This is a genomic window from Halomonas sp. (assembly GCF_052095765.1).
Taxonomy (GTDB): Bacteria; Pseudomonadota; Gammaproteobacteria; order Pseudomonadales; family Halomonadaceae; genus Halomonas.
Genome location: NZ_JBQDJZ010000032.1, coordinates 1 through 24518, shown reverse-complemented (window position 1 = coordinate 24518; position 24518 = coordinate 1). Strand labels below are relative to the sequence as shown.

At 57.1% G+C, this 24518-nt stretch carries 24 protein-coding genes; 10 read left to right on the top strand and 14 right to left on the bottom strand.

The features are described from left to right. Nucleotides 1-219, top strand: a 219-nt coding sequence (locus ACTH3D_RS06105; RefSeq protein ID WP_441666177.1) for a P-II family nitrogen regulator, incomplete at its 5' end; no start/stop codon positions are given. A gap of 49 nt (nucleotides 220-268) precedes the next feature. Then, the gene (locus ACTH3D_RS06100) at nucleotides 269-1528 is read left to right on the top strand and encodes an ammonium transporter (protein WP_441666176.1); all 1260 of its coding nucleotides are present in this window, start codon (nucleotides 269-271) and stop codon (nucleotides 1526-1528) included. A gap of 2 nt (nucleotides 1529-1530) precedes the next feature. On the opposite strand, the gene ACTH3D_RS06095 is transcribed toward ACTH3D_RS06100, so the two are convergent. The 8 genes from ACTH3D_RS06095 to trmB form a co-directional block, all read right to left on the bottom strand. Continuing rightward, on the bottom strand, nucleotides 1531-2364 hold the full coding sequence (locus ACTH3D_RS06095; protein WP_441666175.1) for an ion transporter: 834 nt from the start codon (nucleotides 2362-2364) through the stop codon (nucleotides 1531-1533). Between the two features lie 52 nt (nucleotides 2365-2416). Then, entirely contained in the window at nucleotides 2417-2863 is a 447-nt protein-coding gene (aroQ, locus tag ACTH3D_RS06090) for a type II 3-dehydroquinate dehydratase (RefSeq protein WP_441666174.1), read from the bottom strand. A 53-nt stretch (nucleotides 2864-2916) separates the two neighbouring features. Continuing rightward, the gene (gene glnE / locus ACTH3D_RS06085) at nucleotides 2917-5898 is read right to left on the bottom strand and encodes a bifunctional [glutamate--ammonia ligase]-adenylyl-L-tyrosine phosphorylase/[glutamate--ammonia-ligase] adenylyltransferase (protein ID WP_441666173.1); all 2982 of its coding nucleotides are present in this window, start codon (nucleotides 5896-5898) and stop codon (nucleotides 2917-2919) included. Nucleotides 5899-5974: 76 nt separating this feature from the next. Then, nucleotides 5975-6364, bottom strand: a complete 390-nt coding sequence (locus ACTH3D_RS06080) for a diacylglycerol kinase (RefSeq protein ID WP_441666172.1) — start codon at nucleotides 6362-6364, stop codon at nucleotides 5975-5977. Nucleotides 6365-6396: 32 nt separating this feature from the next. Beyond that, a complete protein-coding gene (dacB, locus tag ACTH3D_RS06075) occupies nucleotides 6397-7845 on the bottom strand; it encodes a D-alanyl-D-alanine carboxypeptidase/D-alanyl-D-alanine endopeptidase (protein WP_441666171.1) in 1449 nt (482 codons plus the stop codon). Between the two features lie 139 nt (nucleotides 7846-7984). Beyond that, nucleotides 7985-8314, bottom strand: a complete 330-nt coding sequence (locus tag ACTH3D_RS06070) for a DMT family transporter (protein ID WP_441666170.1) — start codon at nucleotides 8312-8314, stop codon at nucleotides 7985-7987. Next, nucleotides 8311-8730 carry a PACE efflux transporter gene (locus ACTH3D_RS06065; RefSeq protein WP_441666169.1) on the bottom strand — a complete coding sequence of 140 codons (420 nt, stop codon included), beginning with the start codon at nucleotides 8728-8730 and terminating at the stop codon, nucleotides 8311-8313. The genes ACTH3D_RS06070 and ACTH3D_RS06065 overlap by 4 nt, the downstream gene beginning before the upstream one ends. 54 nt (nucleotides 8731-8784) lie before the next feature. Continuing rightward, nucleotides 8785-9474 carry a tRNA (guanine(46)-N(7))-methyltransferase TrmB gene (gene trmB, locus ACTH3D_RS06060; RefSeq protein ID WP_441666168.1) on the bottom strand — a complete coding sequence of 230 codons (690 nt, stop codon included), beginning with the start codon at nucleotides 9472-9474 and terminating at the stop codon, nucleotides 8785-8787. Between the two features lie 209 nt (nucleotides 9475-9683). On the opposite strand from trmB, the gene ACTH3D_RS06055 reads away from it, so the two are divergent. The 6 genes from ACTH3D_RS06055 (at nucleotide 9684) to ACTH3D_RS06030 (ending at nucleotide 15909) form a co-directional block, all read left to right on the top strand. Continuing rightward, complete coding sequence (locus tag ACTH3D_RS06055) at nucleotides 9684-11624, top strand: beta-ketoacyl synthase (RefSeq protein WP_441666179.1); 1941 nt, start codon at nucleotides 9684-9686, stop codon at nucleotides 11622-11624. Further along, a complete protein-coding gene (gene coaD, locus ACTH3D_RS06050) occupies nucleotides 11624-12103 on the top strand; it encodes a pantetheine-phosphate adenylyltransferase (protein WP_441666167.1) in 480 nt (159 codons plus the stop codon). Before ACTH3D_RS06055 ends, coaD begins: the two co-directional genes overlap by 1 nt. 67 nt (nucleotides 12104-12170) lie before the next feature. Next, complete coding sequence (locus ACTH3D_RS06045; RefSeq protein ID WP_441666166.1) at nucleotides 12171-12422, top strand: YfhL family 4Fe-4S dicluster ferredoxin; 252 nt, start codon at nucleotides 12171-12173, stop codon at nucleotides 12420-12422. 48 nt (nucleotides 12423-12470) lie between these two features. Continuing rightward, nucleotides 12471-13838, top strand: coding sequence for an MATE family efflux transporter (locus ACTH3D_RS06040; RefSeq protein WP_441666165.1), 1368 nt, complete (start codon nucleotides 12471-12473; stop codon nucleotides 13836-13838). A 167-nt stretch (nucleotides 13839-14005) separates the two neighbouring features. Further along, on the top strand, nucleotides 14006-15313 hold the full coding sequence (locus tag ACTH3D_RS06035; protein ID WP_441666164.1) for a short-chain fatty acid transporter: 1308 nt from the start codon (nucleotides 14006-14008) through the stop codon (nucleotides 15311-15313). A gap of 77 nt (nucleotides 15314-15390) precedes the next feature. Then, the gene (locus ACTH3D_RS06030) at nucleotides 15391-15909 is read left to right on the top strand and encodes an acyl-CoA thioesterase (protein ID WP_441666163.1); all 519 of its coding nucleotides are present in this window, start codon (nucleotides 15391-15393) and stop codon (nucleotides 15907-15909) included. A gap of 67 nt (nucleotides 15910-15976) precedes the next feature. Here the strand turns inward: ACTH3D_RS06030 and ACTH3D_RS06025 are convergent, their stop codons facing one another. Together ACTH3D_RS06025 and ACTH3D_RS06020 are read right to left on the bottom strand one after the other, a co-directional pair. Beyond that, complete coding sequence (locus ACTH3D_RS06025) at nucleotides 15977-16108, bottom strand: entericidin A/B family lipoprotein (protein ID WP_441666162.1); 132 nt, start codon at nucleotides 16106-16108, stop codon at nucleotides 15977-15979. Between the two features lie 101 nt (nucleotides 16109-16209). Beyond that, nucleotides 16210-16956, bottom strand: coding sequence for a sulfite exporter TauE/SafE family protein (locus ACTH3D_RS06020; RefSeq protein WP_441666161.1), 747 nt, complete (start codon nucleotides 16954-16956; stop codon nucleotides 16210-16212). Between the two features lie 164 nt (nucleotides 16957-17120). On the opposite strand from ACTH3D_RS06020, the gene ACTH3D_RS06015 reads away from it, so the two are divergent. Continuing rightward, nucleotides 17121-17543 (top strand): HIT domain-containing protein, encoded by a 423-nt coding sequence (locus tag ACTH3D_RS06015; protein ID WP_441666160.1) that lies wholly within the window; start codon nucleotides 17121-17123, stop codon nucleotides 17541-17543. Between the two features lie 36 nt (nucleotides 17544-17579). Here the strand turns inward: ACTH3D_RS06015 and ACTH3D_RS06010 are convergent, their stop codons facing one another. Further along, nucleotides 17580-18161: a hypothetical protein gene (locus ACTH3D_RS06010; RefSeq protein WP_441666159.1), complete on the bottom strand. Its 582-nt coding sequence runs from the start codon at nucleotides 18159-18161 to the stop codon at nucleotides 17580-17582. 228 nt (nucleotides 18162-18389) lie between these two features. On the opposite strand from ACTH3D_RS06010, the gene ACTH3D_RS06005 reads away from it, so the two are divergent. Continuing rightward, the gene (locus ACTH3D_RS06005; RefSeq protein WP_441666158.1) at nucleotides 18390-18863 is read left to right on the top strand and encodes a Dps family protein; all 474 of its coding nucleotides are present in this window, start codon (nucleotides 18390-18392) and stop codon (nucleotides 18861-18863) included. A gap of 572 nt (nucleotides 18864-19435) precedes the next feature. Here the strand turns inward: ACTH3D_RS06005 and ACTH3D_RS06000 are convergent. From ACTH3D_RS06000 to ACTH3D_RS05990, 3 genes are read right to left on the bottom strand one after another with little or no spacing between them, the layout of a single operon-like run. After that, the gene (locus tag ACTH3D_RS06000) at nucleotides 19436-20260 is read right to left on the bottom strand and encodes a ChaN family lipoprotein (RefSeq protein WP_441666157.1); all 825 of its coding nucleotides are present in this window, start codon (nucleotides 20258-20260) and stop codon (nucleotides 19436-19438) included. Then, nucleotides 20257-21969 (bottom strand): ABC transporter ATP-binding protein/permease, encoded by a 1713-nt coding sequence (locus ACTH3D_RS05995; RefSeq protein ID WP_441666156.1) that lies wholly within the window; start codon nucleotides 21967-21969, stop codon nucleotides 20257-20259. Before ACTH3D_RS05995 ends, ACTH3D_RS06000 begins: the two co-directional genes overlap by 4 nt. Before the next feature lie 19 nt (nucleotides 21970-21988). Continuing rightward, nucleotides 21989-24298 carry a TonB-dependent hemoglobin/transferrin/lactoferrin family receptor gene (locus ACTH3D_RS05990; RefSeq protein ID WP_441666155.1) on the bottom strand — a complete coding sequence of 770 codons (2310 nt, stop codon included), beginning with the start codon at nucleotides 24296-24298 and terminating at the stop codon, nucleotides 21989-21991. Nucleotides 24299-24518 lie beyond the last annotated feature (220 nt).

The window sequence follows — 24518 nt, the reverse complement described above, 5'->3', positions numbered from 1 at the left end:
GGTCATACCGAACTGTATCGTGGCGCGGAATATGTCGTCGACTTTCTTCCTAAGATGAAAATCGAAGTAGCCGTAAACAGTGATCGCCTGGAAAGCGCGCTCGATGCCATCTGCACAGCCGCCAATAGCGGAAAAGTCGGTGACGGTAAGGTGTTTGTGACAACACTCGAAGACGTCATTCGCATCCGTACCGGTGAACGCGGCGCTGACGCAGTGTGATTTGAAACATTTTTTGATTGCCACAGTGCATCGTCACGGAGATAGACACATGAACGAATTAAATGAGCTAAGACAGTTGACCTATGCGCTCGATACTTTTTATTTTCTCATCTGCGGCGCACTGGTGTTGTGGATGGCCGCTGGCTTCTCAATGCTCGAAGCTGGTCTAGTCCGGTCTAAGAACACTGCTGAAATCCTGACCAAAAACGTCGCACTATTCGCCATTGCCTGCACCATGTACTTGATAGTGGGCTACGCCATCATGTATTCCAGTGAGGCGGGCGGCATCCTGCCTACCCTAGGCATGCTGATCGGCACAGAAAACACCGTCGAGGCAGTCATCAGCGGTAGTGAGGATGCACCTTATTACGCTCAACGCGCTGACTTCTTCTTCCAAGTTGTGTTCGTGGCTACCGCCATGTCTATCGTTTCCGGTGCGGTAGCAGAGCGCATGAAACTGTGGGCTTTCCTGGCCTTTTCCGTAGTCATGACTGGCCTGATCTACCCTGTATCCGGTTACTGGACTTGGGGCGGCGGCTGGTTGAGCGAGCTGGGCTATTTCGACTATGCCGGCTCAGGCATTGTCCACTTGGCCGGTGCATCAGCGGCTCTGGCCGGTGTTCTGGTACTAGGACCGCGTAAAGGGAAGTACGGTAAAGACGGCGCTATCTTTGCCATTCCTGGTGCCAACCTGCCTTTAGCAACGCTAGGGATGTTCATTCTGTGGATGGGGTGGCTCGGCTTCAACGGCGGCTCTGAGCTGAAGATTTCTGATGCTATTTCAGCCAATCATGTGGCTCAGGTGTTCTCCAACACCAACGCTGCTGCTGCCGGTGGTGTCATCGCCGCTCTATTACTGTCCAAGCTGTGGTTCCGTAAGACAGACCTAACCATGGTGCTCAATGGTGCCATCGCCGGTTTAGTATCCATTACCGCCGACCCTTTATCACCCACTGTTTTGGGCGCAACACTAATCGGCGCGGTAGGTGGCGTACTGGTTATCGTCGCTATCGTTACGCTGGATACTCTGCGTCTTGATGACCCAGTCGGTGCCATCTCAGCTCACGGTGTCGTGGGTATCTGGGGCGTGCTGGCAGTACCGCTGTTCAACGCAGAGGCGATCCTCTCCGCTCAGCTAATCGGTATCCTCGCTATCAGTGCCTGGATGTTCACAGCAAGCTTGGTCGTGTGGCTGATTCTCAAGGTAGTCATGGGAATTCGCGTCAGCGAAGAGGAAGAGTATAGCGGAGTGGACCTGGCCGAGTGTGGTATGGAGGCCTACCCAGAGTTCGGCACCATCAGGAAATAGCATCAGGACTCATCCGGGGCATCGCCTGGCTTATGGCGAGGCGATGCCCCGGATAGTGCGGGCTTTATCGACACCTGGCCGACGTCGTGGGCTGCTGGCAACTCAGCACGCAGCGCATCAAGCTCTTGACGCAGGGCAACGATCTCGTGGTAGAGCTGGCGGGTCAGGTCACGACTGGCTCGATGCTGACGGGCGTTTTCATCTTCCTGATCACCGATGAACAGCGAGCTGATATAGGCAGCGAAGCTACCGAACAGCCCAACCCCGGCAATCATCAATGCCACCGCCACCACCCTCCCCAACGTCGTGATGGGATAGTAATCACCGTAACCGACCGTCGTTACGGTAACGAAGGCCCACCACAGCGCCTCCTCGGCAGTATCAATACTGCTCTCAGGATTCGGACTTTCCACCAACAACATGGTCATCGAGCCAAAAGCCACCAGCAACAGCGTTGCCGTGGCCACCGACGCAAACAATCCCTCGGCACGATTGCGAAACAGGATCCGCCAGATCATGTTCATCGACTTGATCGCCCGTAGCACCCGGATAACCTGCACCATCCGCACCAGCCGCCCGGCGAACAGCATTCCGGCCGGAATGCTGGCGAGCAGGTCGATCCAGCCCCAGCGCATGAATCGCCACTTGTTGCGTGCCGCGCGGAAACGGATGGCAAAGTCGAGGAAAAAGAAAAAGCACACCACCAGGTCGATATATTGCAGCAGCTGCGACATTTCCGCAGACAGATCGAAGAATACGTCCACGGCAAGAGCACCAATAACATAAAAGGACAGCACCAGAATCATCAACTGGAACGCTGACAGATTTTCTTTCATGGGCTCAGTCCTTTATCGCGCTTATCGCAACCACATCTGTCACACCACCCTGTCATGCGACAGGTTTCTCGCTGGCTATCAGCGCGTCCAACGCAGCGCGATATCCCTGACTGCCAAGACCGGCGATCACGCCATCGGCACGCAATGAAACATAGGAATGATGACGAAACGCCTCGCGCTTGTGCACATTGGACAGATGAACTTCGATAACCCGGCCCTCGAAAGCGCTGAGTGCATCGAGAATGGCTACCGAGGTGTGAGTGTAGGCGGCAGGGTTGATAATGATGGCTGCCGTAGCGTCTAGACGCGCAGCCTGAATCCAATCGATCAGCTCGCCCTCATGGTTACTCTGCCGACAGTTGACTTCCCAGCCAGCCAGCAAACCACGCTCGCGCAGCCCGTTGTCGATATCAGACAGGGTTTCATGGCCGTAAATCTCGGGCTGGCGTGTTCCCAGCAGGTTGAGGTTGGGGCCATGCAGGACCAGTACCTTGTTCATCTATGTTTCCTGGATGCAATTAGGGTGAATTGGCTGAAGCGAAAAAGCGTGGATCAAGACGACTCCGGTGCCAACAGTTTGTGCCACACGGCAATGACCGCCTGACGGTGAGCGGCAAAGGATTCAACATCACCGTGGGCAGGCTGGCCGGTGAGCGACGCTCGGTGAGCTCCGCTGCGGCAGGCCAGATACGCTTCACGCAGCCCCTCGGCCTCGCTGGGCAGCAATCGCCCACTGGCCTCAAGCGTATCGAGAATGCGCATGTTATCACTCCACTCAAGCAACTCTGGCGTGTCATGGGCCATGGCCAGTACCGCAAACTGACACACAAACTCGATATCCACCATCCCGCCCGTATCATGCTTGAAGTCAAACAGGCTGGGGCCTGTCTTACCGCCCAGATGTCCGCGCATTTTTTCGCGCATCTCAACCACGTCGTGGCGCAAGTCAGCCCGTTGGCGCTCACGCCCCAGCACCTCGGCGCGCACCCGCTCAAAACGCGCGGCCAGTTGGTCGTTACCGGCAACCACCCGTGCGCGAACCAGCGCCTGATGTTCCCAGGTCCAGGCTTCCTTGCGCTGATATTCGGCGAAAGAATCCAGGCTGGCGACCAACAGGCCCGAGTTGCCGGAAGGCCGCAGCCGCATGTCCACTTCATAGAGGCTGCCGCTGGGCGTCACGGCGGTCAGCAAATGGATGATGCGTTGGCCTAGTCGGGTAAAGAACACCGCATTATCAATCGGCCGCGCGCCATCAGTGGTGCCCTGATTCGCCCCATCATGCAGAAACACCAGGTCGAGATCAGAGCCGTAGCTGAACTCGATACCGCCCAGTTTGCCGTAGCCAACGATCAGGAAATCCGGTTGCTGACCGCTACGTGAACCGTCGTTGCGCTCGGGGAAGCCGTGCTTGCGAGTGAGGTGCTTCCAGGCCATCGCCAGCACTGCCTCAAGAATCACCTCGGCAATATAGGTCAGATAATCGCTGACCTTCATCAGATGCCGGGTGCCCGCAATATCCGAGGCCGCCACATGCAGCACCTGAGCGTGCTTGAAGACGCGCAGCGCCTCCAGCAGGGCTTCTTCGTCATCCTCAGGAATCCGGCCCAGCGCCTGGCGCAGCTCGTCAGCCAGCCGCTGGCGATCGGCAGGCGTATAAAGCGTCTCTGGCGTCAGCAGTTCGTCGAGCAGAATCGGGTGGCGAGCCAGCTGCTCAGCAATCCAGGGACTGGCGCTGCACAGCCGCATCAGATGGCCCAACGCATCGGGATTTTCACGCAGCAGGGCAAGATAAGCGGTGCGCCGCAGCACCTCCTCGATCAGCGGCAGCACACTGACCAAGCTGCGATCAGGGGTGTCACTGGCGGCGGCGGCATCCAGTAACAGTGGCATCAGCGCCTCCAGACGACCATAGCCGATGCGCTGCATGGACTGCACAGCCCGAGAGTCACGCAGCGTTCTCAAGCGCCGCAGACTGTCTGCGGGCTGCTCAAAACCGCCTTTGGTGAGCAGCCCGCAGGCCTCATCGTCAGGCAAGCTATCGCGCCACAGCACGCGCCACTGTTCCAGCGCCACGCCATCCTCATTGCCAGCGACCTGCTCCTCTTCCTCGATCTCGTCTTCGGGGTCCGCAATCACTGCGTCAAAGTGGTGACGCACACGCTCATGCAGCGCATCAAGCGCTGCGGTGAGCGAACTCCAGTCGGGCTGATGCATGGCAAACGCTACCCGTTGGCGTTCTTCGGCATCATCGGGCAGCGTCTGGGTCTGGCGGTCTTCACGGGCCTGCAGCACATGCTCAAGGTCGCGCAGGTACACATAGTCGGGGGTCAGTTCATCGGTCACGCTGGGCGCCAGCAGGTTCAGCGCCGGCAGCTGCTCCAGGGCGGTTTTCAGCGAGGTCACCTGCAGCTCGGTATCGCGGCCACCGCGAATCAGCTGAAAAGCCTGCACCACAAACTCGATCTCACGGATGCCACCGCGGCCCAGCTTGATATTGCTTTCCATGCCCTTACGATGCACTTCGCGGTTGATCATTGCCTTGAGTTCACGCAGCGACTCAATGGCACCGAAGTCGATGTACTTGCGATACACGAAGGGCCGCAGGGTATCGAGCAGCTCAGCCCCAGCGGCAAAATCACCAGCCACCGGCCTGGCCTTGAGCAGCGCATAACGCTCCCACTCCCGGCCCTGATCCTGATAGTAGGCAGCCATGGAGGCGAAGCTGCCGACCAGCGGACCGCCATCACCCAGCGGACGCAGGCGCATGTCCATGCGAAACACGAACCCATCGGCGGTCATGGCATCCAACGCGCCGATCAGCTTTTGCCCCAGCTTGGTGAAGTACTCCTGATGCTCCAGCGACTTGCGCCCACCCCGGGTCTCGCCTCCAGTGGGAAAGGCAAAGATCAGGTCGATATCCGATGACAGGTTAAGTTCGCCCGCGCCCAGCTTGCCCATGCCCAGCACCACCAGCCGCTGCGCCGCACCGCCAGGCCGTGGTTCAGGGTGCCCCCAGCGCGCCACCAAGTGTGCTTCAAACCAGCGCAATGCTTGTTCAAGACAGGCCTCAGCCAGCCGCGAGACCGCCGCCGATGTAGCCCACATGTCGATGCCCGGCGGGCGAGTCAGGTCGCGCCACACAATGCCCAGCATGCGCGCCCGGCGAAAGCGCCGCAGCTCAGCATACAGGCTGGGCTCATCCTCGGCCTGCGCCAGACGCTCGGCCAGCGCCTGCTGTAGGTCGGGCAGCGGGCTTTCCAGCTCACCCGAGGCCTCCAGACCAAACAGCCAGTCCGGGTAGCGCACCAGGCTGTCCAGTACAAAATCAGAGATCACCAGCACCCGTGCCAGCTCGGCGCGACGCCCAGCCGACAGTGCGTTCCAACGCTCGCTGGGCAGGGGCTTGTTCTGCATGCCAGCGAGATTGTCAGCCTGCTTGATGGCATGTTGCAGCCGCGACCAGGCATGGGCCAGCGCACCGCTCAGCGGATCAGGTACGGCATTCAGCGGCAGGAAGTCATCGGGTAACGCCATGAGCAACTCGCTTGCACAAGAGAAACAGCATCAGCATACCCAAGCACGGTGGTTTATCACCAGCCGCTGCGCAGCATCACCCCAACAGCCGCGCCCACAGCAGCAGGCCCCAGGTCAGGCCGGCGGTACACAGCGCGAGCATGACGGCGGCGGAGGCGATGTCCTTGGCGCGTCCGGACAGCTCGTGATGCTCCGGCCCGATGCGATCGACCACGTTTTCCACTGCGCTGTTAAGCAGCTCGACAATCAGCACCAGCAGGCAGCTGCCAATCAGCACTATCCATTCCAGCGGTTCACGGCCCAGCCAGATGGCCAGCGGCAGCAAGATCACACATAGCAACAGCTCCTGACGAAAGGCGGCTTCATCGCGAAACGCCGCGCGCAGACCTTTGAGCGAGTAGCGCGTGGAGTTGATCAAGTGGCGAAAACCGGTGTGTCGCGGGGTGTTTCCATTACCTGTCGTCATGACTATGCTCCTGCCACCGCTGTGGGCCGTTATCAATTGGCATTGATCATCGGCTCAAGGTCGGCGGCAATGCTGTCAATCACTCGGGACCAACTCAGATAGGGCGTGGAAGCCGTGCCGTTCACCAGCACAGTAAACACTCCCCAGCGGTTGGAGCGGGTGCGGAAGTAGCCGGTCATCGCTCTCACGGCAACCGGCTGATTCAGTGTGCCGGTTTTGATCATCACGCTACGCTGAAAATCTGGCGAACCACGGCGAATGAAGCGCATCACGCCATTTTCTGGCGACTGCAGGCCGGCCACCAGGCCGGGAAATAGCGAGGGGCGCTGGTACATACTTTCCAGTAGCACGTTGGCTCCAGCGGCGGTGATGCGGTTGGTGGTGGTCAGACCGCTGCCGCTGTCCAGCGTCAAGGGGCCGTGGCCAGGCAGGCTGCCAGCGAAGGCGCCCACAGCGGCACCCGCTTGGGCCAGGTCGGGCCTTGGGCTGTCAACCAGGTTCAGCGCCAGCACATCGGCCATGAAGTTGTTGGAATAGTTCAGCATACGCAGCAGCTCTTCCTGCAGCGGCTTACCGTCAACCGCGGCCAACTGGTGTGAGCCACCCGCCGGGCGCTGGGTCGTGGTGGCATAGCCGTCGCGCACGCTGATACCCGACTGGATCAGCATGTCCAGCAGCAGCTCCCCGGTCTGGGCCGCAGGATCTGAGCTGGCGCGGTAAATCTGGCGGGGATAGGCATTGGTAGAAATCTTGCCCGATACACGCAGCACATCACCATCAGCATCGCTCACGCGGCGCGCTGACAGCTCCGTGCCACTGTTGGCCGGCTGGGTGGTCACGTTGTTTTCAATACGCGGCAGGGCAATTTTGCTGTCGCAGCCAGTTACCCTGGCTGGCTGTCCGGCCTGGCGTGGTGCTACCGCCACGCACCAGCTGCCGTAGTTGACCCCGGCAGAGCTCAGCAACGCGCTGTAGGCGTTGTCGGAACGCTCCACCACGCGACAGCGGTCGGTAGTCAAACACTTGACCGGGCCGAAGCGCCATTGGCTGATAATCAGCTGACCATTGACCTGACGCACTCCGGCTTCATACAACCGCTGGGCCAGCCGCCACAAGTCCTCGCTGGTTAAACCGGGATCGCCACCCCCATCAAACACCAGATCAGCCATCAGCACACCGTTGGCATCCGGTTTGGCCTGGCTCACCAGACGTGTAGTGAAGCGATGCTGCGGGCCAAGCTTGTCCAGCGCCGCTGCTGCGGTATACACCTTGGTGACCGAAGCCGGCGACAGCTCACGCGACGGCGACATGCTACCCAGAGTGCGTCCCGGCTCATTACCCACAGCCAGCAAACGCGCCTCGGCACCGACCTGAAAACCTTCACCCTGCAGGGTTGTCAGTGAAGGAAAGCCGCTGGCCACTGCGCCAGTAGGAAGCCACAGCAACAAGAAAAAACAGAGCAATAACATACGAAACGGCATGGCGGCATCTTGTCCGGGCATGGGGTTGGGTAGGCAGCATCTTGGCATCATCGCGTCATCACAGAACAGGCGGAAAAGGCCGAGCAAAGCGCGCAGTTTACCTGTACCACCAGCGCGTTTCGACTATGCATGGGCGACGTCAGTGAGGCGACACGGACGACCACAGCTGGATGATCAGCACGCCGCCAACAATCATGGCCATACCGAGTAGCGCCGGTAAGTCAGGCCGCTCGCCATACACCACCACGCCCACTAAAGTAACCAGCACAATGCCAAGTCCGGCCCAGATGGCATACGCCACGCCCACCGGCAGACTGCGCAGCACCAGCGACAGCATATAAAACGCTAGCCCATAACCCACTACCACCGTCACGCTGGGCCACAGCCGGGTAAATCCCATGGACGACTTGAGCGCCGATGTAGCGATTACCTCAGCCACGATGGCCAGCGCCAGATACATATAGCTCATGCCGTTCCCTTGGCCGCCAAACGCCGCAGCATGATGCGATCAAACAGGGTATTGAATGCCATGGCATAGAACAGGAAGAAAACGAGAAAGCCGATATCCATCACCAGCGCTTCAAGCAGGCTGATTTCAAGCCACCAGGCAATCAGGGGCAGCGTAGTGACCAGCAACCCCAGCTCGAAACCGATAGCTTGGGCGAAGCGCTGCATCAATGTGCGGCGCCGGCTGGGCACCCAGCTATCAAAGATGCGGTTCCACACCAAATTCCACAGCATGGCCATGGTGGCGATCACCGCCGCCAGTCCGCCAATCTCCAGCAAGCCATGGCCACTCAGCCAGCTGGCCAGCGGCGTCACAATCAGCAGCCCGCCAATCTCAAACAGCGTCATATGCGCGACTCTCTCTTTCCAGGTGCGCATTCATCACCTCCCAACAAACGGATAAACAGGATTTTTGTGAACAGCCTCAGGCTATCAAGCTAGCGGCAGCAAAGCGGGACGATACGGCAAGGTGACCACCAGACGCCACAGCGGTTGGCCGCTACGATGATATTTTTCTTCGAAAGGCGTCAAAAAACCGTCCTCCGGTTGGTATTCGCCAACACCAACCTCTATGCCGGCGGCCTGATACAGCGCCTGCGCAAACTCTTCAACATAAATCTGCCAGTTGGAGCGCAGTTCAAGCCGTCCGCCCAGCGCTACGATAGCAGGAAACACCGGATGCCCCGCCCAGCGCATCTTGAGATGCCCCGGTTTGGGGTAAGGGTTCGGGTAAAGCAGATAGTGGCGCTGCGGCTGCCAGCCCTCGGCCAGCGCCAGGCGCCAGAAATCCACCAGATCAGCACGTACCAGCAGTGCATTGTCCGGCAGCTCACCATGGTTGCGCGACAGCCGATCAGCACTGCGATCAATGCCGATCACGACACTGTCAGGAAAACGCCGGGCCAAGCGCCGCGTGGACAGCCCAACGCCGCATCCGGCATCAATGATCAGCGGTGCTGCAAGGCGCTGGCGTCGCCACCCATCAGCATGCTCAAAGGCGTGGCGGGTATGCTCAGCCACCGGCTTACGCAGCGGATGCTGCAATGCTCGGTCAACGCGGCGCGCCAGATCCTGATGCGGCCCCGCCTGGGCGCTTGATACTCGGCGTGAAGTGTCAGACATCGTGGTCAGGCCATTAAAAAAGTGTGTGTTACACAATCAGGGTGACACATTCTATCATTGGCGTGGCGAGAGTCCGTTGTGGCCAATGACGCCACACCAACCCAAGTGCTATGATCCGTACCCTGCTTAGAGATATTTCCCCGACTCCCAACCGCATCACATTGCATAATGAGGACCCCGGATTGTCACATTTACCGGTGATCGTGGGCATGGGCGGCGTCAATCCCGCCGGCCGCACTTCTGGACATCAGGCGTTCCGCCGTACCGTGCTCGACGCCCTGCCCAAGGATATCCAGACCCACACGCTGCTGGGCCTGGCAGCCATGATGCGATTGGCGACCGTCGGCGATGATGGCCAATGGCGTGACGCCAATGGCTGCCCGCTTGATGCCACCTCACTGGCTGAGCAGACCTGCCAGCGGGTTCTCGACCACACCCTGATTCGCCGTATTGAAGACCCGCGCTTCAATGATGCCGGCCTGCCGGGCAACCGCCGGGCAAACCTGACACTTGAGCAGCCGCTGACTTTCCGTATCTCGCGCCGCCAGCTTCCCGAGAGCCTGCCCGCCGACTGGCAGGTGCAGGAAATTGACCGCAAGACGCTGGAAGTTACCGTGCCCGCCGGCGAAATGAACGTGATGCTGCCGGATGCTCGTCAGGCCAGAGTGCGCACCGCCGGCCAACTGCCCAGCGGCTTCGCTCCAGAGACTCTCTATCACAGCGTGCATCATCCGCGTGGGCTGGCCATGTCGGTGTTTTCCGCCAGTGACTGCCTCAATGACAGCGGGCTGAGCTGGGAGTCGTTGCTGGACCGGCTCGACCCCAACCAGGTGGCAGTCTATGCCGGCAACTCCATCGGCCAGATGGATGATTCAGGCTGGGGCGGGCTGCTCAAGAGCTTTGCCGATGGCAAACGCGCCACCTCAAAACAGATGCCGCTGGGCTACGGCCAAATGCCGGCAGATTTCCTTAATGCCTATGTGCTGGGCAGCGTAGGAGCCACCGGGGCAGCGTTGGGTGCCTGCGCCAGTTTCCTGTACAACTTGCGCATGGGCGTCGAAGACATCCGCGCCGGTCGCCGCCGGATTGTCATGGTTGGCACCGCCGATGCGCCGATTACACCAGAGATCGTTGAAGGCTTTCGCGCCATGGGTGCACTGGCCGATGACGACAGCCTCAAAACACTGGATGCCCTGGAGTGCCTGACTGACGCTGACTATCAGCGTGCCAGCCGTCCCTTTGCCCGCAACTGCGGCTTCACTATGGGAGAAGCCAGCCAGTTCGTAATGCTGATGGATGACGCCCTAGCGCTGGAAGTGGGCGCCGAGATACTCGGCAGCGTGCCAGAGGTTTTCATCAACGCCGACGGCTGGAAACGCTCGATCTCGGCACCGGGTATCGGCAACTACATCACCCTGAACAAGGCCGCCGCGCTGGTGCGCGACCTGCTCGGCGACCACGCCTTGCGCGAACGCACCTTTCTGCACGCCCATGGCACCAGCACACCAAAAAACCGTGAAACCGAGTCCCACGTGTTTGACATGGTAGCACGTGCCCACGGCATCGAGCAGTGGCCGGTTGTTGCCATCAAGGCCTTTATCGGCCACTCCCAGGGCAGCGCCGCCGGTGATCAGCTGGTCAGCGCTCTGAGCAGCTTCCAGCATGACCTGCTGCCCGGCATTGCCACCCTGGATAACGTGGCCGACGACGTTCACGCCCAGCGCCTACGCTTTTTCCGAGAGCCCCTTGCGTTCCGTGGCGACGCGTCCTTTATCAACGCTAAAGGGTTTGGTGGTAACAACGCCACTGGCGTGGTGTTGTCACCAGAAGTTACCGAGCGGCTGATGACCAGGCGCCATGGCAAGCCGGTCATGGAAGCCTGGCGCCAGCGCCGCGAAACCACACGCCAGGCCGCCACCGCCTATCATCAGCGTGCCGACCAGGGACACTTCGCCCCGCGCTACCGCTTTGGTGACGGCGTGCTGGAAGGGCCTGAGCTCAAGGTCGAGGCGGATGCCATATACATCCCCGGCTACGCCAATCCCGTGTCTATGACCGTCAATAACCCCTTTGGTCGCCTTAATGACGGTCGTGAAGACGACCTTGATGCCAGTATTGATGGCTGCTCTGACGATAAGGGAGAACCGTGATGCAGACCGCGATCTATCCGGGCACCTTTGACCCCATCACCAACGGCCATTATGAGATGATCGGCCGCGCCAGTCGACTGTTCGGGCGCGTGGTCGTGGCCATTGCCGGCCGCCCCGAAAAGAGCCCCAACCTAAGCCTGGACACCCGCCTGGATCTGGTCCGTGAAGTCACCGCCAAGTTCGACAACGTGGAAGTCATCGGCTTTTCGGGGCTTCTGACCGAGCTGATGAAAAACCAGCAGGCGCACATCATCCTACGTGGCCTGCGCGCCGTATCGGACTTCGAGTACGAGCTGCAGCTGGCCAACATGAACCGCGCCCAGATGCCCGAGCTAGAAACCGTGTTTCTAACCTCGGAAGTCGAGAACTCCTACATTTCGTCAACTCTGGTGCGTGAAATTGCCAAGCTGGGCGGCGATGTGTCAAAGCACGTGCATCCCGTCGTCGCACAAGCGCTGAGCAGCCACTATAATACCTGACCAGTACGCTTGGTTTTTCCAGGCTGATGGCCAGCGTCGCCGGCTGCGAACTCCACGAGGTACTCCCATGGCACTGATGATCACTGACGAGTGCATCAACTGCGACATCTGCGAGCCCGAATGCCCCAATGAAGCCATCTCGGCCGGCGATGATATCTACATCATCGACCCTGAACTATGCACCGAGTGCGTGGGCCACTATGATGCCCCCCAGTGTCAGCAGGTGTGTCCGGTAGACTGTATTCCGCTTGACCCCCAGCGCCCGGAAAGCCGCGAAGAACTGATGGAGAAGTACCAGCGCCTCGTGGCTACCGGTTAGCATCCGTGACCAGTCCTCTTATCATGACAACCTCCACGAGCGCGCAGCATGGCTGACTCTTCGGCCAGCTACCGTCGCCTGTGGACGCTGGCCTGGCCCATCATCCTTTCTAATATCACCGTTCCGTTATTGGGGGTGGTGGATACTGCCGTGGTCGGACATCTGCCAGATGCACGCTATCTAGCGGCGGTCACCCTGGGGGCCACGCTGTTCAGCTTCCTATACTGGGGCTTTGGTTTCCTGCGCATGGGCACCACCGGACTCACCTCCCAGGCCGCCGGGCGCGAAGACGATGAAGCCGTGCGCAATCTACTGGGCCAGTCGCTGCTGTTGGCCATGACGCTGGGCCTTCTACTGATCATCGCCGGTAGCCCGCTGGTCACCCTGGGGCTGTGGCTACTTGACGGCAGTGAGCAGGCCTCTTTGCTGGCTGCCGAGTACGCCGGTATCCGCCTGCTATCGGCCCCGGCGGTGCTGGCCAACTACGCGATTCTCGGCTGGTTCCTGGGTCAGCAGAATTCCCGGGTAACGCTGCTCATCATGGTGCTGACCAACGGCGTCAACATCGTGTTTGACCTGCTTTTCGTGATAGGCCTCGGCATGACCAGCGACGGCGTGGCCTGGGCCACCGTGATTGCCGACTACAGCGGGCTAGCGCTGGGCCTGTGGTTGATCAGCCGTCAGTTGAAGCTGCTTGAAGGCCGCTTCCTGCGCCACCACCTGCTGCGCCTTGCAGCCTACACTGAACTGTTCAGCGTCAACGCCAACCTCTTTGTACGCACCCTGGGGCTGCTGTTCGCCATGGCTTTTTTTACCGCTCAGGGTGCGGCTCAGGGCGATACCATTCTAGCCGCCAACGCCGTGCTTCTGCAGTTCATCATGCTGACCTCCTATGGCCTAGACGGCTTTGCCCATGCCACTGAATCACTGATCGGCCGCGCCATCGGCCAGCAAAGTCCGCGAACATTCAATGCTACGCTGCGCGCCGCCACCCGCTTCTCGCTGGTTACCGCAGGGCTCGCCACGTTAGGCTTTATTGTTGGTGGCCAGGCGCTGATTGCCCTGCTGACCGGCCTCGAAGAGGTTCGTGATACAGCGGCCACCTACCTGCCATGGATGATCGCCCTACCGCTTATTGCGGTCTGGAGCTATCTGCTCGACGGCGTCTTCATTGGTGCAACCGCCATTAAACAGATGCGTAACAGTGTATTTGCCGGCCTGGCGGTATTTCTGGTGCTGTGGTGGATATTTCAGGCGCTGTTCAGTCAACAGCGACTGGCCGATGGGCTGATCAATCACGCGCTGTGGCTGTCATTCATGGGCTTCTTTATCGTCCGCTCGGGCGTTCTGGCTGCCTACCTAACCCCCCTGCGCCGCCGCTATGGCGCCATCGACAGAGTCATGGACGCCACCTGATTCAGACCACCTAGACTTTGGTCGCAAAATAGCAACAACGGCGTGATAAAGGCGTAAATTCAATACCATACTTCACTGCCCTGCCTACTCAGCCAGGCAGTAAGGTCTTGCTATCAAGCCCATGACGGATTGCTGCCACTGATCCGATAACAAACAGGATGCCTAATATGCTCGGATTCATATCTCGACCTGCCGTCAAACTGGTTGAGCGCTACCTGCCCGACCCCTATGTGTTCGTACTGCTATTGACGATAATTGCCGGTGCCGCCGCTATTGGCATTGAGCGCCAGTCGCCGCTGGCAGTGCTGCAATACTGGGGCGATGGCTTCTGGGGCCTGCTCACCTTCTCGATGCAGATGCTGCTGGTACTAGTCACCGGTTTCATGCTGGCCAGCTCACCGCCGGTCAAGCGCCTGCTGCAAAGTCTAGCCGGGCTGGCCAAGAATGCGGGGGCAGCCATCATCCTGGTCACCCTGGTATCGCTGCTTGCCAGCTGGATCAACTGGGGTTTCGGCCTGGTGGTGGGGGCACTATTTGCCAAGGAGCTGGCCCGCCAGATCCGCGTTGACTATCGCTTACTGGTGGCCAGTGCCTACTCAGGCTTTGTAGTGTGGCACGGTGGACTGGCCGGCTCCATACCGCTGACCATCGCCACTGAGGGGCACTTCTCGGTAGAACAAATCGGCGTTATCGGTACCAGCCAGACGATATTTTCATTTTTTAACCTGGCTATTGTGGTTGCCCTGTTCATCGCTGTGCCACTGATCAACCGCCTGATGCTACCCAGCGAAAAGGAAAGCGTATACATCGACCCGGCGCTGCTGGGCGACGAAGAACAGACCCGCGCACGCATCACCCGTCCTGCCGAACGTCTGGAAAACAGCATGACGCTGGCGCTGTTGGTCGGCGTACCGGGGCTGTTGTATCTGGTCAATTACTTTATCGGCGGCGGCGGCCTCAACCTGAACGTGGTCAACTTCATGTTCCTGTTTTTGGCCATTGTGCTGCACCGCACACCCCAGAGCCTGCTTAACGCCCTCAATGAAGGCATCAAGGGCGGCGCTGGCATCGTCATCCAGTTCCCGTTCTATGCCGGCATCATGGCCATCATGATCCAATCAGGCCTGGCTGAAACAATGTCGACGGCGCTGGTCTCCATTGCTACTGAAACCAGCCTGCCTTTCTGGTCGTTTATCAGTGCTGGGATCGTCAACATCTTTGTGCCTTCAGGGGGTGGCCAATGGGCGGTGCAGGCACCAGTCATGCTGCCCGCAGCCGAAGCGCTGGGCGTGGATATTCCGCGGGTGGCCATGGCGGTTGCCTGGGGTGACGCCTGGACCAACCTGCTACAGCCCTTCTGGGCACTGCCGGTGCTCGGTATTGCTGGCCTTAAAGCCAAGGACATCATGGGCTTCTGCCTGATCCAGCTGCTGTTTACCGGTATCATCATCTCCATCGGCCTGACTTGGCTGTAGCACTTTTGACGACGGCCTAAACGACAACCTCAAAGACAACCCCAAGCGGCTCAGGGACGAGCCAAGGACCACTGACAATGACCTATCACAACCTGCCCGGCCCCCATGAGCTGTCAATGACGGTGCTGATGACACCAGATATGGCCAACTTCAGTGGCAAGGTCCACGGCGGCGCCATTCTCAAGAGGCTCGATGAGGTGGCCTACGCCTGTGGAAGCCGCTACTCGGGAACCTATGTCGTCACCCTGTCGGTTGATCAGGTGCTGTTCAAGCAGCCAATCCACGTTGGCGAACTGGTCACTTTCTTGGCCAACGTTAATCACGTCGGCAAGTCATCCATGGAAATCGGCGTCAAGGTGATTGCGGAAGACATCCGCAACAAGGTGATTCGCCATACCAACAGCTGCTACCTGACCATGGTGGCCATGGGAGACGATGGCCGGCCAGTCAAGGTGGAGCCGCTGGAGCTGAAGACACCACTACAGAAATTGCGCTTTGAAAAAGCAGCGCGCCGCAAGCAGCTGCGCAAACAGGCTGAACTTGAAGAACGCCGCGTCAGTCGCGAGTTGGAAGCGCAGGAGCACAAAAGCACCTGACGTTGGAAGCTGATGCCTCACCATCACGCTGAAAAAACGTGGGTGCCTATGCGGCACCCACGTCAGATTAGCTTGACGACTTCTGGATGGCTTCCCCGCCCTTCTCAATATCTTGGCCCACGCCGCGCACGGTGTTGCAGCCTGTCAGCAACGACAGGGCCATCAGCCCAGCAAGCATCAACAGTAAACCTCGTTTCATGGCGCTCTCCTCAAACCACAGAATGTAAAATAGTAACAACCTTCTCAATTTAGCCGCATTCATGTGGCTTAAGGCAAGTTCAATACCGCTTCAGTACAGCATCAATACAGCAGGAGTCGCAAAATAATGGCCGCGATGGCGGTGAGGGTCAGCCATCTCACCCATAGCGCGCCTCGCGGCCCCATGTTCACCCTTACCGCAAGCCAGGCACCGGTCATGCTACCCAGCGCCAGTACCAGCCCATAGCTCCAACGCACTTCATCATTGATCACAAAGATGGCCAGCGCCGGCAGGGTATACAGCAGAACGATCAGCACTTTGAACACATTCACCTGGGCCAGGTCGATCCGCAGCATACGATACAGCACCACGATGAACAGCACGCCCACGCCAACCTGTATGAAGCCGCCATACATACCGATGAACAGCATCGCGAGATACACCGCCGGCGTCAGCCGTTCAAGGGTCAGCGGCCGGGTATCGATGCGTGGCTGAGGCAACAGCATCATTACCGCCGAACCCAACATGACAGCTACCAATATCGCTTCGAACAGCGCATCACTAACCAGCAGCGCTAGCCAAGCACCCAGCAACGAGCCCACCACCGCCGGCACCGCCAAGCGTAAACTAAGCGCAAACTGGCTCGCTCCGGCACGCCGGAAATTGCTAACCGCCGAGACACTTTGCAGCACGATCGACACACGGTTGGTGCCATTAGCCGCTTGCGGCGGCAAGCCCAAAAAAATCAGCAGCGGTAATGTCAGCATTGAGCCACCGGCCGACAGCACATTGATAAACCCAGCTAACGTGCCAATACCCAGTAAAGCCAATACCTCGAACCACGCCATAACGCTTTCTCCACCAGTTAGCTGCGACGCCCAAGCATAGCGGTCTGAAGTGGCATGAGGAATAGCCGAGGCAGGGCAAAGCGGCTGTGCCATGATACGAGTGACTGTTTTCGATACCACTTACCTAGCCACCCACCTTACCGTCTACATAAAGGAGTCACCCGATGTCGAGTTTCGAACCCGATACCCGCTTGATCGCTGACAGCTACCCCGTGACCGAGCTGCCGCTTTGCCAGCTGCGCATGATGAACGACCAACGCTATGTCTGGCTGGTGCTGATTCCGCGTTACGAGCATATCCACGAGGTTCATGAACTGTCCGCCGCCGACCAGCAGCAGCTCTGGCAGGAAGGTACGCGGCTTGGTCAAGCCATCCAGGCACACTTTGAGGGCGACAAGCTTAACATCGCCACCCTGGGCAACGTGGTATCACAGCTGCACTTGCATGTGGTGCTGCGCAACCAGGACGACCCAGCCTGGCCGGGGCCAGTGTGGGGCCACAGCCAAGCCGAGCCATATACGAGCGACCAACAGGCCGAGGTGCGCAGCCGATTACTCGCGTTGATCGACACCATCGACTGGGAATGAAGCAATAACCTGCCTAAATTTCCGCTGCTCCTGAGCCTATTGCCCCTCCACCAGGGCAGCGGCGGCCTGCTTAGTCAGCACGCTGCGTAGCGACTGGCAAAATGCCGCACCCGAGCCGCCACGGGACTCTTTCAATTCTCCACGCCAGCCAAAAATGCGCATGTCTCGGCTGACCTGCATATGCCGGCCATCCATCCGCACCGACACCTGCTCAATCAGAGTGGCATCCTCACGTTCGCTGCCACCGCGGCCCATGCCGTCCATGCCAACCGAGATACCGACGCCACTGCTGAACCCACCGCCGCTACCGCCCAGCACAAAGCCGCCCAGGCTTGGCCGGGTAACGTATCGATTGTGATAGACCGTAGGGCTGGAACGTTCAGCACTGACTAGCCCGATGCCCGACTCAGCGGCACGCACCTCAAAACCTTCACTTTCCAGCGCAGCGGCCACCTGCGCTACTGTCATCGGTGGAAAACCGCCTGGCAACTCCCATTCACAGCTGGCATGGGGAGAATCCAGTGCAGCAGGCTGCTGTGTCGAGTTGGACTGACAGCCCGTCAGCAGCATGGCAAGCATAGGAATGGCTAGTAGAGCCTGACACCTGACCTGAGACATAATAAGCATCCTGTGTTGTCGCATATCGAACTCCCTGTTGCTGAGGATGACAGGCTGCTGCCCTTGAATAACCTAAACCTCATCCTCATGTCATATGGTAAGGCTATGGTGCTGATACGCAGAATTAGCTAACGATAGCTATCGTTTCAGCCGTACCATCTTATTCATACCCTGTTCATCCGACACGTCACATTTGGATGATGAGACAGCGACTAAGGAGAAGTAAGCATGACCGATACCAACAGCATAGGCCTGCACGAAGCTAGCGCCAGTCAGTTAGCTGAACAACTTAATTCGCTTCTGTCGAACTACCAACTGTTCTACATGAACGTGCGTGGCTACCACTGGAATGTCAAAGGTGCCAACTTCTTCGAGTTGCACGTCAAATTTGAAGAGTTCTACACCGATCTGCTGACCAAGGTCGATGAAGTGGCCGAACGCATCCTGACACTGGGGCATCAGCCGGTGCACGCTTACAGCGACTACTTCCGCCTCGCCAGCATCGAGGAAGACAAGAACGTCACCGACGGCGAAACTTGTGTGCGTGGCGTACTCAAAGGCTTCCAGACCCTGATTGAGCTGCAGCGCGAGCTGCTCTCCGTGGCCTCTGATGCCGATGACGAAGGCACCGCAGCTCAGATGAGCGACTACATCCGCGAGCAGGAAAAAACCATCTGGATGCTCAACGCCTACCTAGGCTGAGTTTCAAGGTAACAGCTCTTGAGCGCTGACTTTCATGCTGTCAGCGCTCATTTTATTGCGGCACTTTTACAACTGAAGTGAAGACCCGCTATCCAATCCTAAAACAGCCCTCTCGTTTCTAATAATTCCACTAGTTACAGCGTCAGCTTCAGGCTCAGCGCCCCCCATCAACGATGGATGACAGACATTAGCGAGCTCAAGGGCAATAGCTAAAAGCTCTACCTGTCGCCGGTCATGGGTCTGTATAACGGAGAGATCACTGCCTTCCAGATAGCAGAACGGCCAGCGCTTGATCTGGTGAGGGAATGCTAAAGAAAGCCTTTGATAGGCTGGTGCAAGGAGGTCTGCCACTGCTCTATTCGGATCAGGGCTAACATTACCACCATGAGGTGAGTAAAGGTCTGAGCATCGGATAAATGAGCCGTCCAACTATTAGAGGTTAATTTATGCAGCACAGGATTTTTTATATAACCCCTTGTATTACCACTGCATACAACATATCCACATCAACCCGCCTAACGACCTGAGTCATTCAACACCTGAACGTAGAACGTGTAGATAATGGCTGACGATTACTCACCTGACATCATGGTAAACACCGCCGTCGCAACCGACCCTGGTAAACTGTCTGCTGCCAAAGAACCATCCCAAGGCAGTAAAACTGCCACCTTGCGAACGCCTAGGTCGGCAAGCTGTGCTGGCGTTCCGTGAAAGCCTTCCAAGTGACCGCGACCGATAATACCGACAACCAAGGGCTTATCCTTCGAATTCACAGCTTCCGCAATGCGGCAGGCAAACGCCCGATCCCAAGTTTGCTGCGCCCGCACAAATCGGTCGAAGTTCGGGTCACCTGGAGATTGTGCGGCTCGGTTCGTGCGCCCCCCTCCAGTAACATCAAACAGATATTGGCGGTATTCCATAGTAGCGGGGCAGGCCTGAGACAAGCCTTCTTTATTGGCATCCAGCACCCCCTCCCACCCCTTTTCACCAACCTCACTTACCAGTTCTCGTCGACAGTTTAACCCCAACATCGGCACCTGAAACAGGCGACAAAAATCAAAAAGCGGTTGATATAAGTCTGCTGGGAAGCCCCATACCGTGCCCCATTCGGCCTGCTGAAAAAACAATTCAGGTGTGAGTTCTCCGGCAACCCAGCGCTGCAACACTGGGTTAAGGCGCTTAGGGAACATTTCGAACCCCATCATCATATTTGAGCGGTGTGCGTACAGCCCTGCGGCTACATACACTTGCCACAAGTGGTTTAGCCGACGGTCGTGTCGCTCACCCAATAGTACTGCATCGAATCCAGCAAGACGGGCCATTAGTTCATGGTGCTGCAAGATATTACCGCTACTCGGTTCAACCCATTGCCCAGCAGGCAGGGTGTGCTTACTCATACAGAAATCCTTTGTGCTTGCAGCGAGGCTGTGCCTATAACCAGCTTTTTAAATGGCGCCAACCCTATCGGTGGCCTATGAGCAATGCATAATATTGCACTGTCTGGAAGTGCTTCATTAATTAACGCCAGCAGCTCCCGCTCAGCATTGACATCCAGCGCGCTGGTGGATTCGTCTAATATCAGCCACCGCGGACGATGCAATAATACTCTGGCAAACCCCAAGCGCTGCCGCTCACCCATGGAGAGCCCCTGAACAGCAACACCATGAGGACCACCACATTCATGCAGACGGTGTTCCAACCCTATCTGGGTGAAGACTTGGTGCAACGTCTCCGGATTTACGTTAGCGGGATCTTCCGGGTAACAGGCGGCGCTGATCAAGTTGCCAGCAGGTACATGAGCCCCCTGAGGCAATATCATGATGGGTTGATTAGGCAAACCAATGCTGCCTATGCCATAACGCCAGAGCCCCGCGATCGATGCTAGTAGAGTGGTTTTCCCCTGCCCCGAATCTCCATCAATCCACACTCGCATACCGGCTTTAATGTCTACATCGCTGATGGGAGCCAGCAACCGACCTAGAGGCGTTGCCAATTGTAACGAACGTAGGCTTAGTGCATCTTCGCCGTGCTGATGGTATTTCAAGGCCTGCGGCGCATCAGGCAGCGGTGGCGGATTTTCAGCATGTAACATCTGAATCAAGCGCTCACTGACGGCAACCAATTCTGCCAAGCTACGATAGGAAAAGATAAACCAGCTCAGGGTGGTAGCTACCCGTGAAAAAGCCGATGCCAACTGCATCAACCCTCCCAGCGTAACGCTGCCGGCAAAATAAGCGGGTAACGCCAGAAACATGGGAATGCGCAATATGGTTTGCAAGTATGGCCGAGTAAACGTGCCTAAAACCACTTCCTGGCGTATCAACCGAGACCAGTTATTTTTGATACCGCCGAATAGGCCGGCCAAGTGCCTGCGCTCAGCGAGCTCGCCATCAGTCTGGGCAATTTCCACAGCATTCACATGCACATCCACCAAAGCACGGCGGAAGTTGGCTTCCTTTTTTTCCTGCTGAAAAATTAGCGACTTTATTGGCTTGCCCAAAGCATGAGTCAAAAATGATGATAGGAGCACATACAAGAACGCCGCCCACACCATGTAATGAGGAATATAAACATTAATTTCCAGTATGCTGAACTGCAACGCAAAATCTGACAGGCTCCACAACACCACCAGATAGGAGAAAATTGCAGCGGTATTTGAAATCAGGTCGATACTTTCCGAAATAATCAAACTAGAAAATCGCCTAGAATCTTCGGCAATGCGCTGATCGGGGTTGTCGATTTGCACCTGTGATAAGCCTGGGCGCAGATGCCAATACGTTTTTTTTCCCATCCAGACATCTAGAACTCGATCAGTAAGCCGTTCGCGCCAGCGCAACAACAGAGTTTTCCGCAGCCAGTCAGACAGCAAAAACGCGGTGGCTGAGAGCCCAGTGAGCACAGCAAACACGCCTACCTGATGCAGTGCTGCCGTGCCGTTTAACTGCTCCAACGCATCATAAAAATTTTTACTCCAGTCAATCAGCTGCAGGCTAACCCATATGCCAAAAAAGTTCAGGCCCAGCACCGTGGCATAAATCAGCCAGCTAAGCCGAGCACCCGGCCCGCTCACCGCTTGCCTTACAAGAAAGACAAAATTAGCTATCATTATTGCCGCCCCTGCTGCATTAGAACTTCACCGCTACAGACGCCGAAAAATTACGTCCAGCACCGGTTTGCAGCTCAATGGGATTGGTTCGTGCAACGGCGGGATTTGGCGTCGTCGTCATGCCGGCTGCGCCTTCTTCGAAATAACGTTTGTCGAAGATGTTGATAATACCGACGTTCAATCGCACCGATGGCATAATGTCCCAATAGGCGTAAGCGTCAAAAGTGCCATAGCCTGGGGGCTTGAAACCATCTGAGGTAGATGTTTCGGTGAACTTGCTGGCCAGATTAGCCAACACTTCTGCACCGTAATCTCGGGCGAGCGAGTCGTAAGCAACACCCACGGTGGCAGTGAAGGGTGCAGTGGTAAATGGCACCGCCTCACCACCACTAGTAGTGCGCTGACGGCCTTTTTTCCAAGCGGCGGAACCATTCAGAGTAAATGTGTCATTAATCTGATAAGAGGCAGAGCCCTCTATTCCCCACAACCGCACCTCTGACAAGTTGCGGAACGTGATGTCGTTGGTACCCGGAATAAAGTAGAAGTTCTCAATGAAATTTTCGTAGTCAGAGCCGAACGCATTCAGGCTAAAGAAAGCCCTATCGAACTCACCACGTACTCCTACCTCAATACTTTTCACTTCTTCCGGCTGCAAGTCCGGCGCTGGCACCAGATTGAAAAAGCTACCCGGCCGCGAGGTATATAGCTGCCGCGCCGTAGGCATTTTAAAGCCCTCGCTGTAGGCCCCCCAAATCGACCAGTCATCATCAAAATGGTAAAGTGCACCAAAGCTGGCCAACAGCTTTTCTTTACTAACCTTTTTCGGTTCGGAACCCTCCACTACTTCATAGTCAGGGCCGGGGCTTGGATCAATACTGTAAGTGGCCAGCCGCACGCCTGGCGTCAGCTCCAGAGCGCCTCCAGCTAGCAATATTTGGTCCTGCAGGTAAACGTCTGCTCGACGAGTTTCGGCCTTGGCAAAGCTATTAAGCCTAGAGGAAGAAGTAGCGCCCGTGGTCAGGTTATTGTAGTTGCTGGTGGAGCTGTAGTCAGTGTTGGCCAGATCGCCATCGAAACCCCAAGTCAGAACATGATCAGTTTTTTCAACTTTGGCCAACGAAGTAAACTGCACATCCAGCTCGACAAAATCCTCTTGATATTTTGTATTGCCGGTCTCAAAGGTTTTATCACCGTTGGATAGTTCACTTCTTTCGCGACTATGACTCTCGTATTCGTAAGGAGAATAAGCAAGCGTTGTTTTAACTGTATTTACTAATGGCTGATTCAGTTTCCATTGGTGCTCAAGCGCATAGTGCTGCCGTGTAAGCTTCAGCTCTCGGCGACTGTCTTCTAAAATTTCTCCGGTCAAGGTGTTATCGAAACTGGATCGTTGCGGGCCCAAGTTATAGCGGTTGTCCACATCGTTATTTCGCCTCATGATATCCATCGAAAACTCAAAGCGATGAACATCGTCAGGCATCCAAACCAGCTTAGACAAGCCACGGGTGGTACTGATATCGGCTGGGTTCAGCGTGTCACAGCCGGTCGCGCCAAACTCTATATTACGACCACAGCCAAACTGCCCCCCATCGCCGCGAGCGTTGCTTAACTCATGCTCATGAGCGTTACTCTGTGCCAGCCCTAGTAAGAACGACACCTGACTATTCACCTGCTGGGCAAAGGTTAGCGACGATGCTATTTCTTGGTTGACAGTCATATAGCCAACTTCGGCTTCTACACCACGGTCTCGCCCTTGCAAAATATCTTCCGGGTCTTGCGTTTCTACCGCCACAACGCCAGCCAAAGCGTCGGCCCCCCAAAGTACCGATGAAGGACCGCGCACCACTTCCACTTGTTTGACAAAGTTGAAGTCTACATAGTCTCTAGTGCCATCACCCACTCTTTCAGCCACGCGCGAGCCGTCTATCAGCATTTGCACACGGTTTCCGCCAATGCCACGAATACTAAAACCACTATAGGTACTGAACGGATCAGTACCTGATGTCTGGCGGAAAACATCAACCCCAGGCAAGTAACGCACAGCCTCTTGCATGTCGGTTACAAGATGCTTTTGCAGAGTATCGCCGGTAATAACGTTGGCCGTACCAGCAATATCGAGTACCGATTGCGCCTGGCGTGTTCCATATACTGTGATAGGCAAAAGAGCACCTTCACGATTAACAGTCCGCTCTTGGCTTGCATCAGAGTCCGGCGCGTTATTTTGCGCCAGGGAAGAATTGTAAATCGAAATGCCCGTCAGGAAACCAACTAACATGAAGCACCGTGGTGATCTCTTTAATTTATAAAACATAAACTCAGTCCCTTTCATACCTCTCCCTTACAGCCAGCACGCTCAATCCTGAGAGATGCTCCGGCTGCATGGGTGATTCTAGACGGGTAGCTGCGCAAGCTTAACGGGCATCACCCTACGAAAGGCAAATCATAATGGTAATGATTCTTTTTTACAACAAAGGATGGCCTTGGCAGATACTGCTCTAAGTGCCTAACCGAAAGTTTTCGTGCATAATGTATGTAGGATAACTGACACG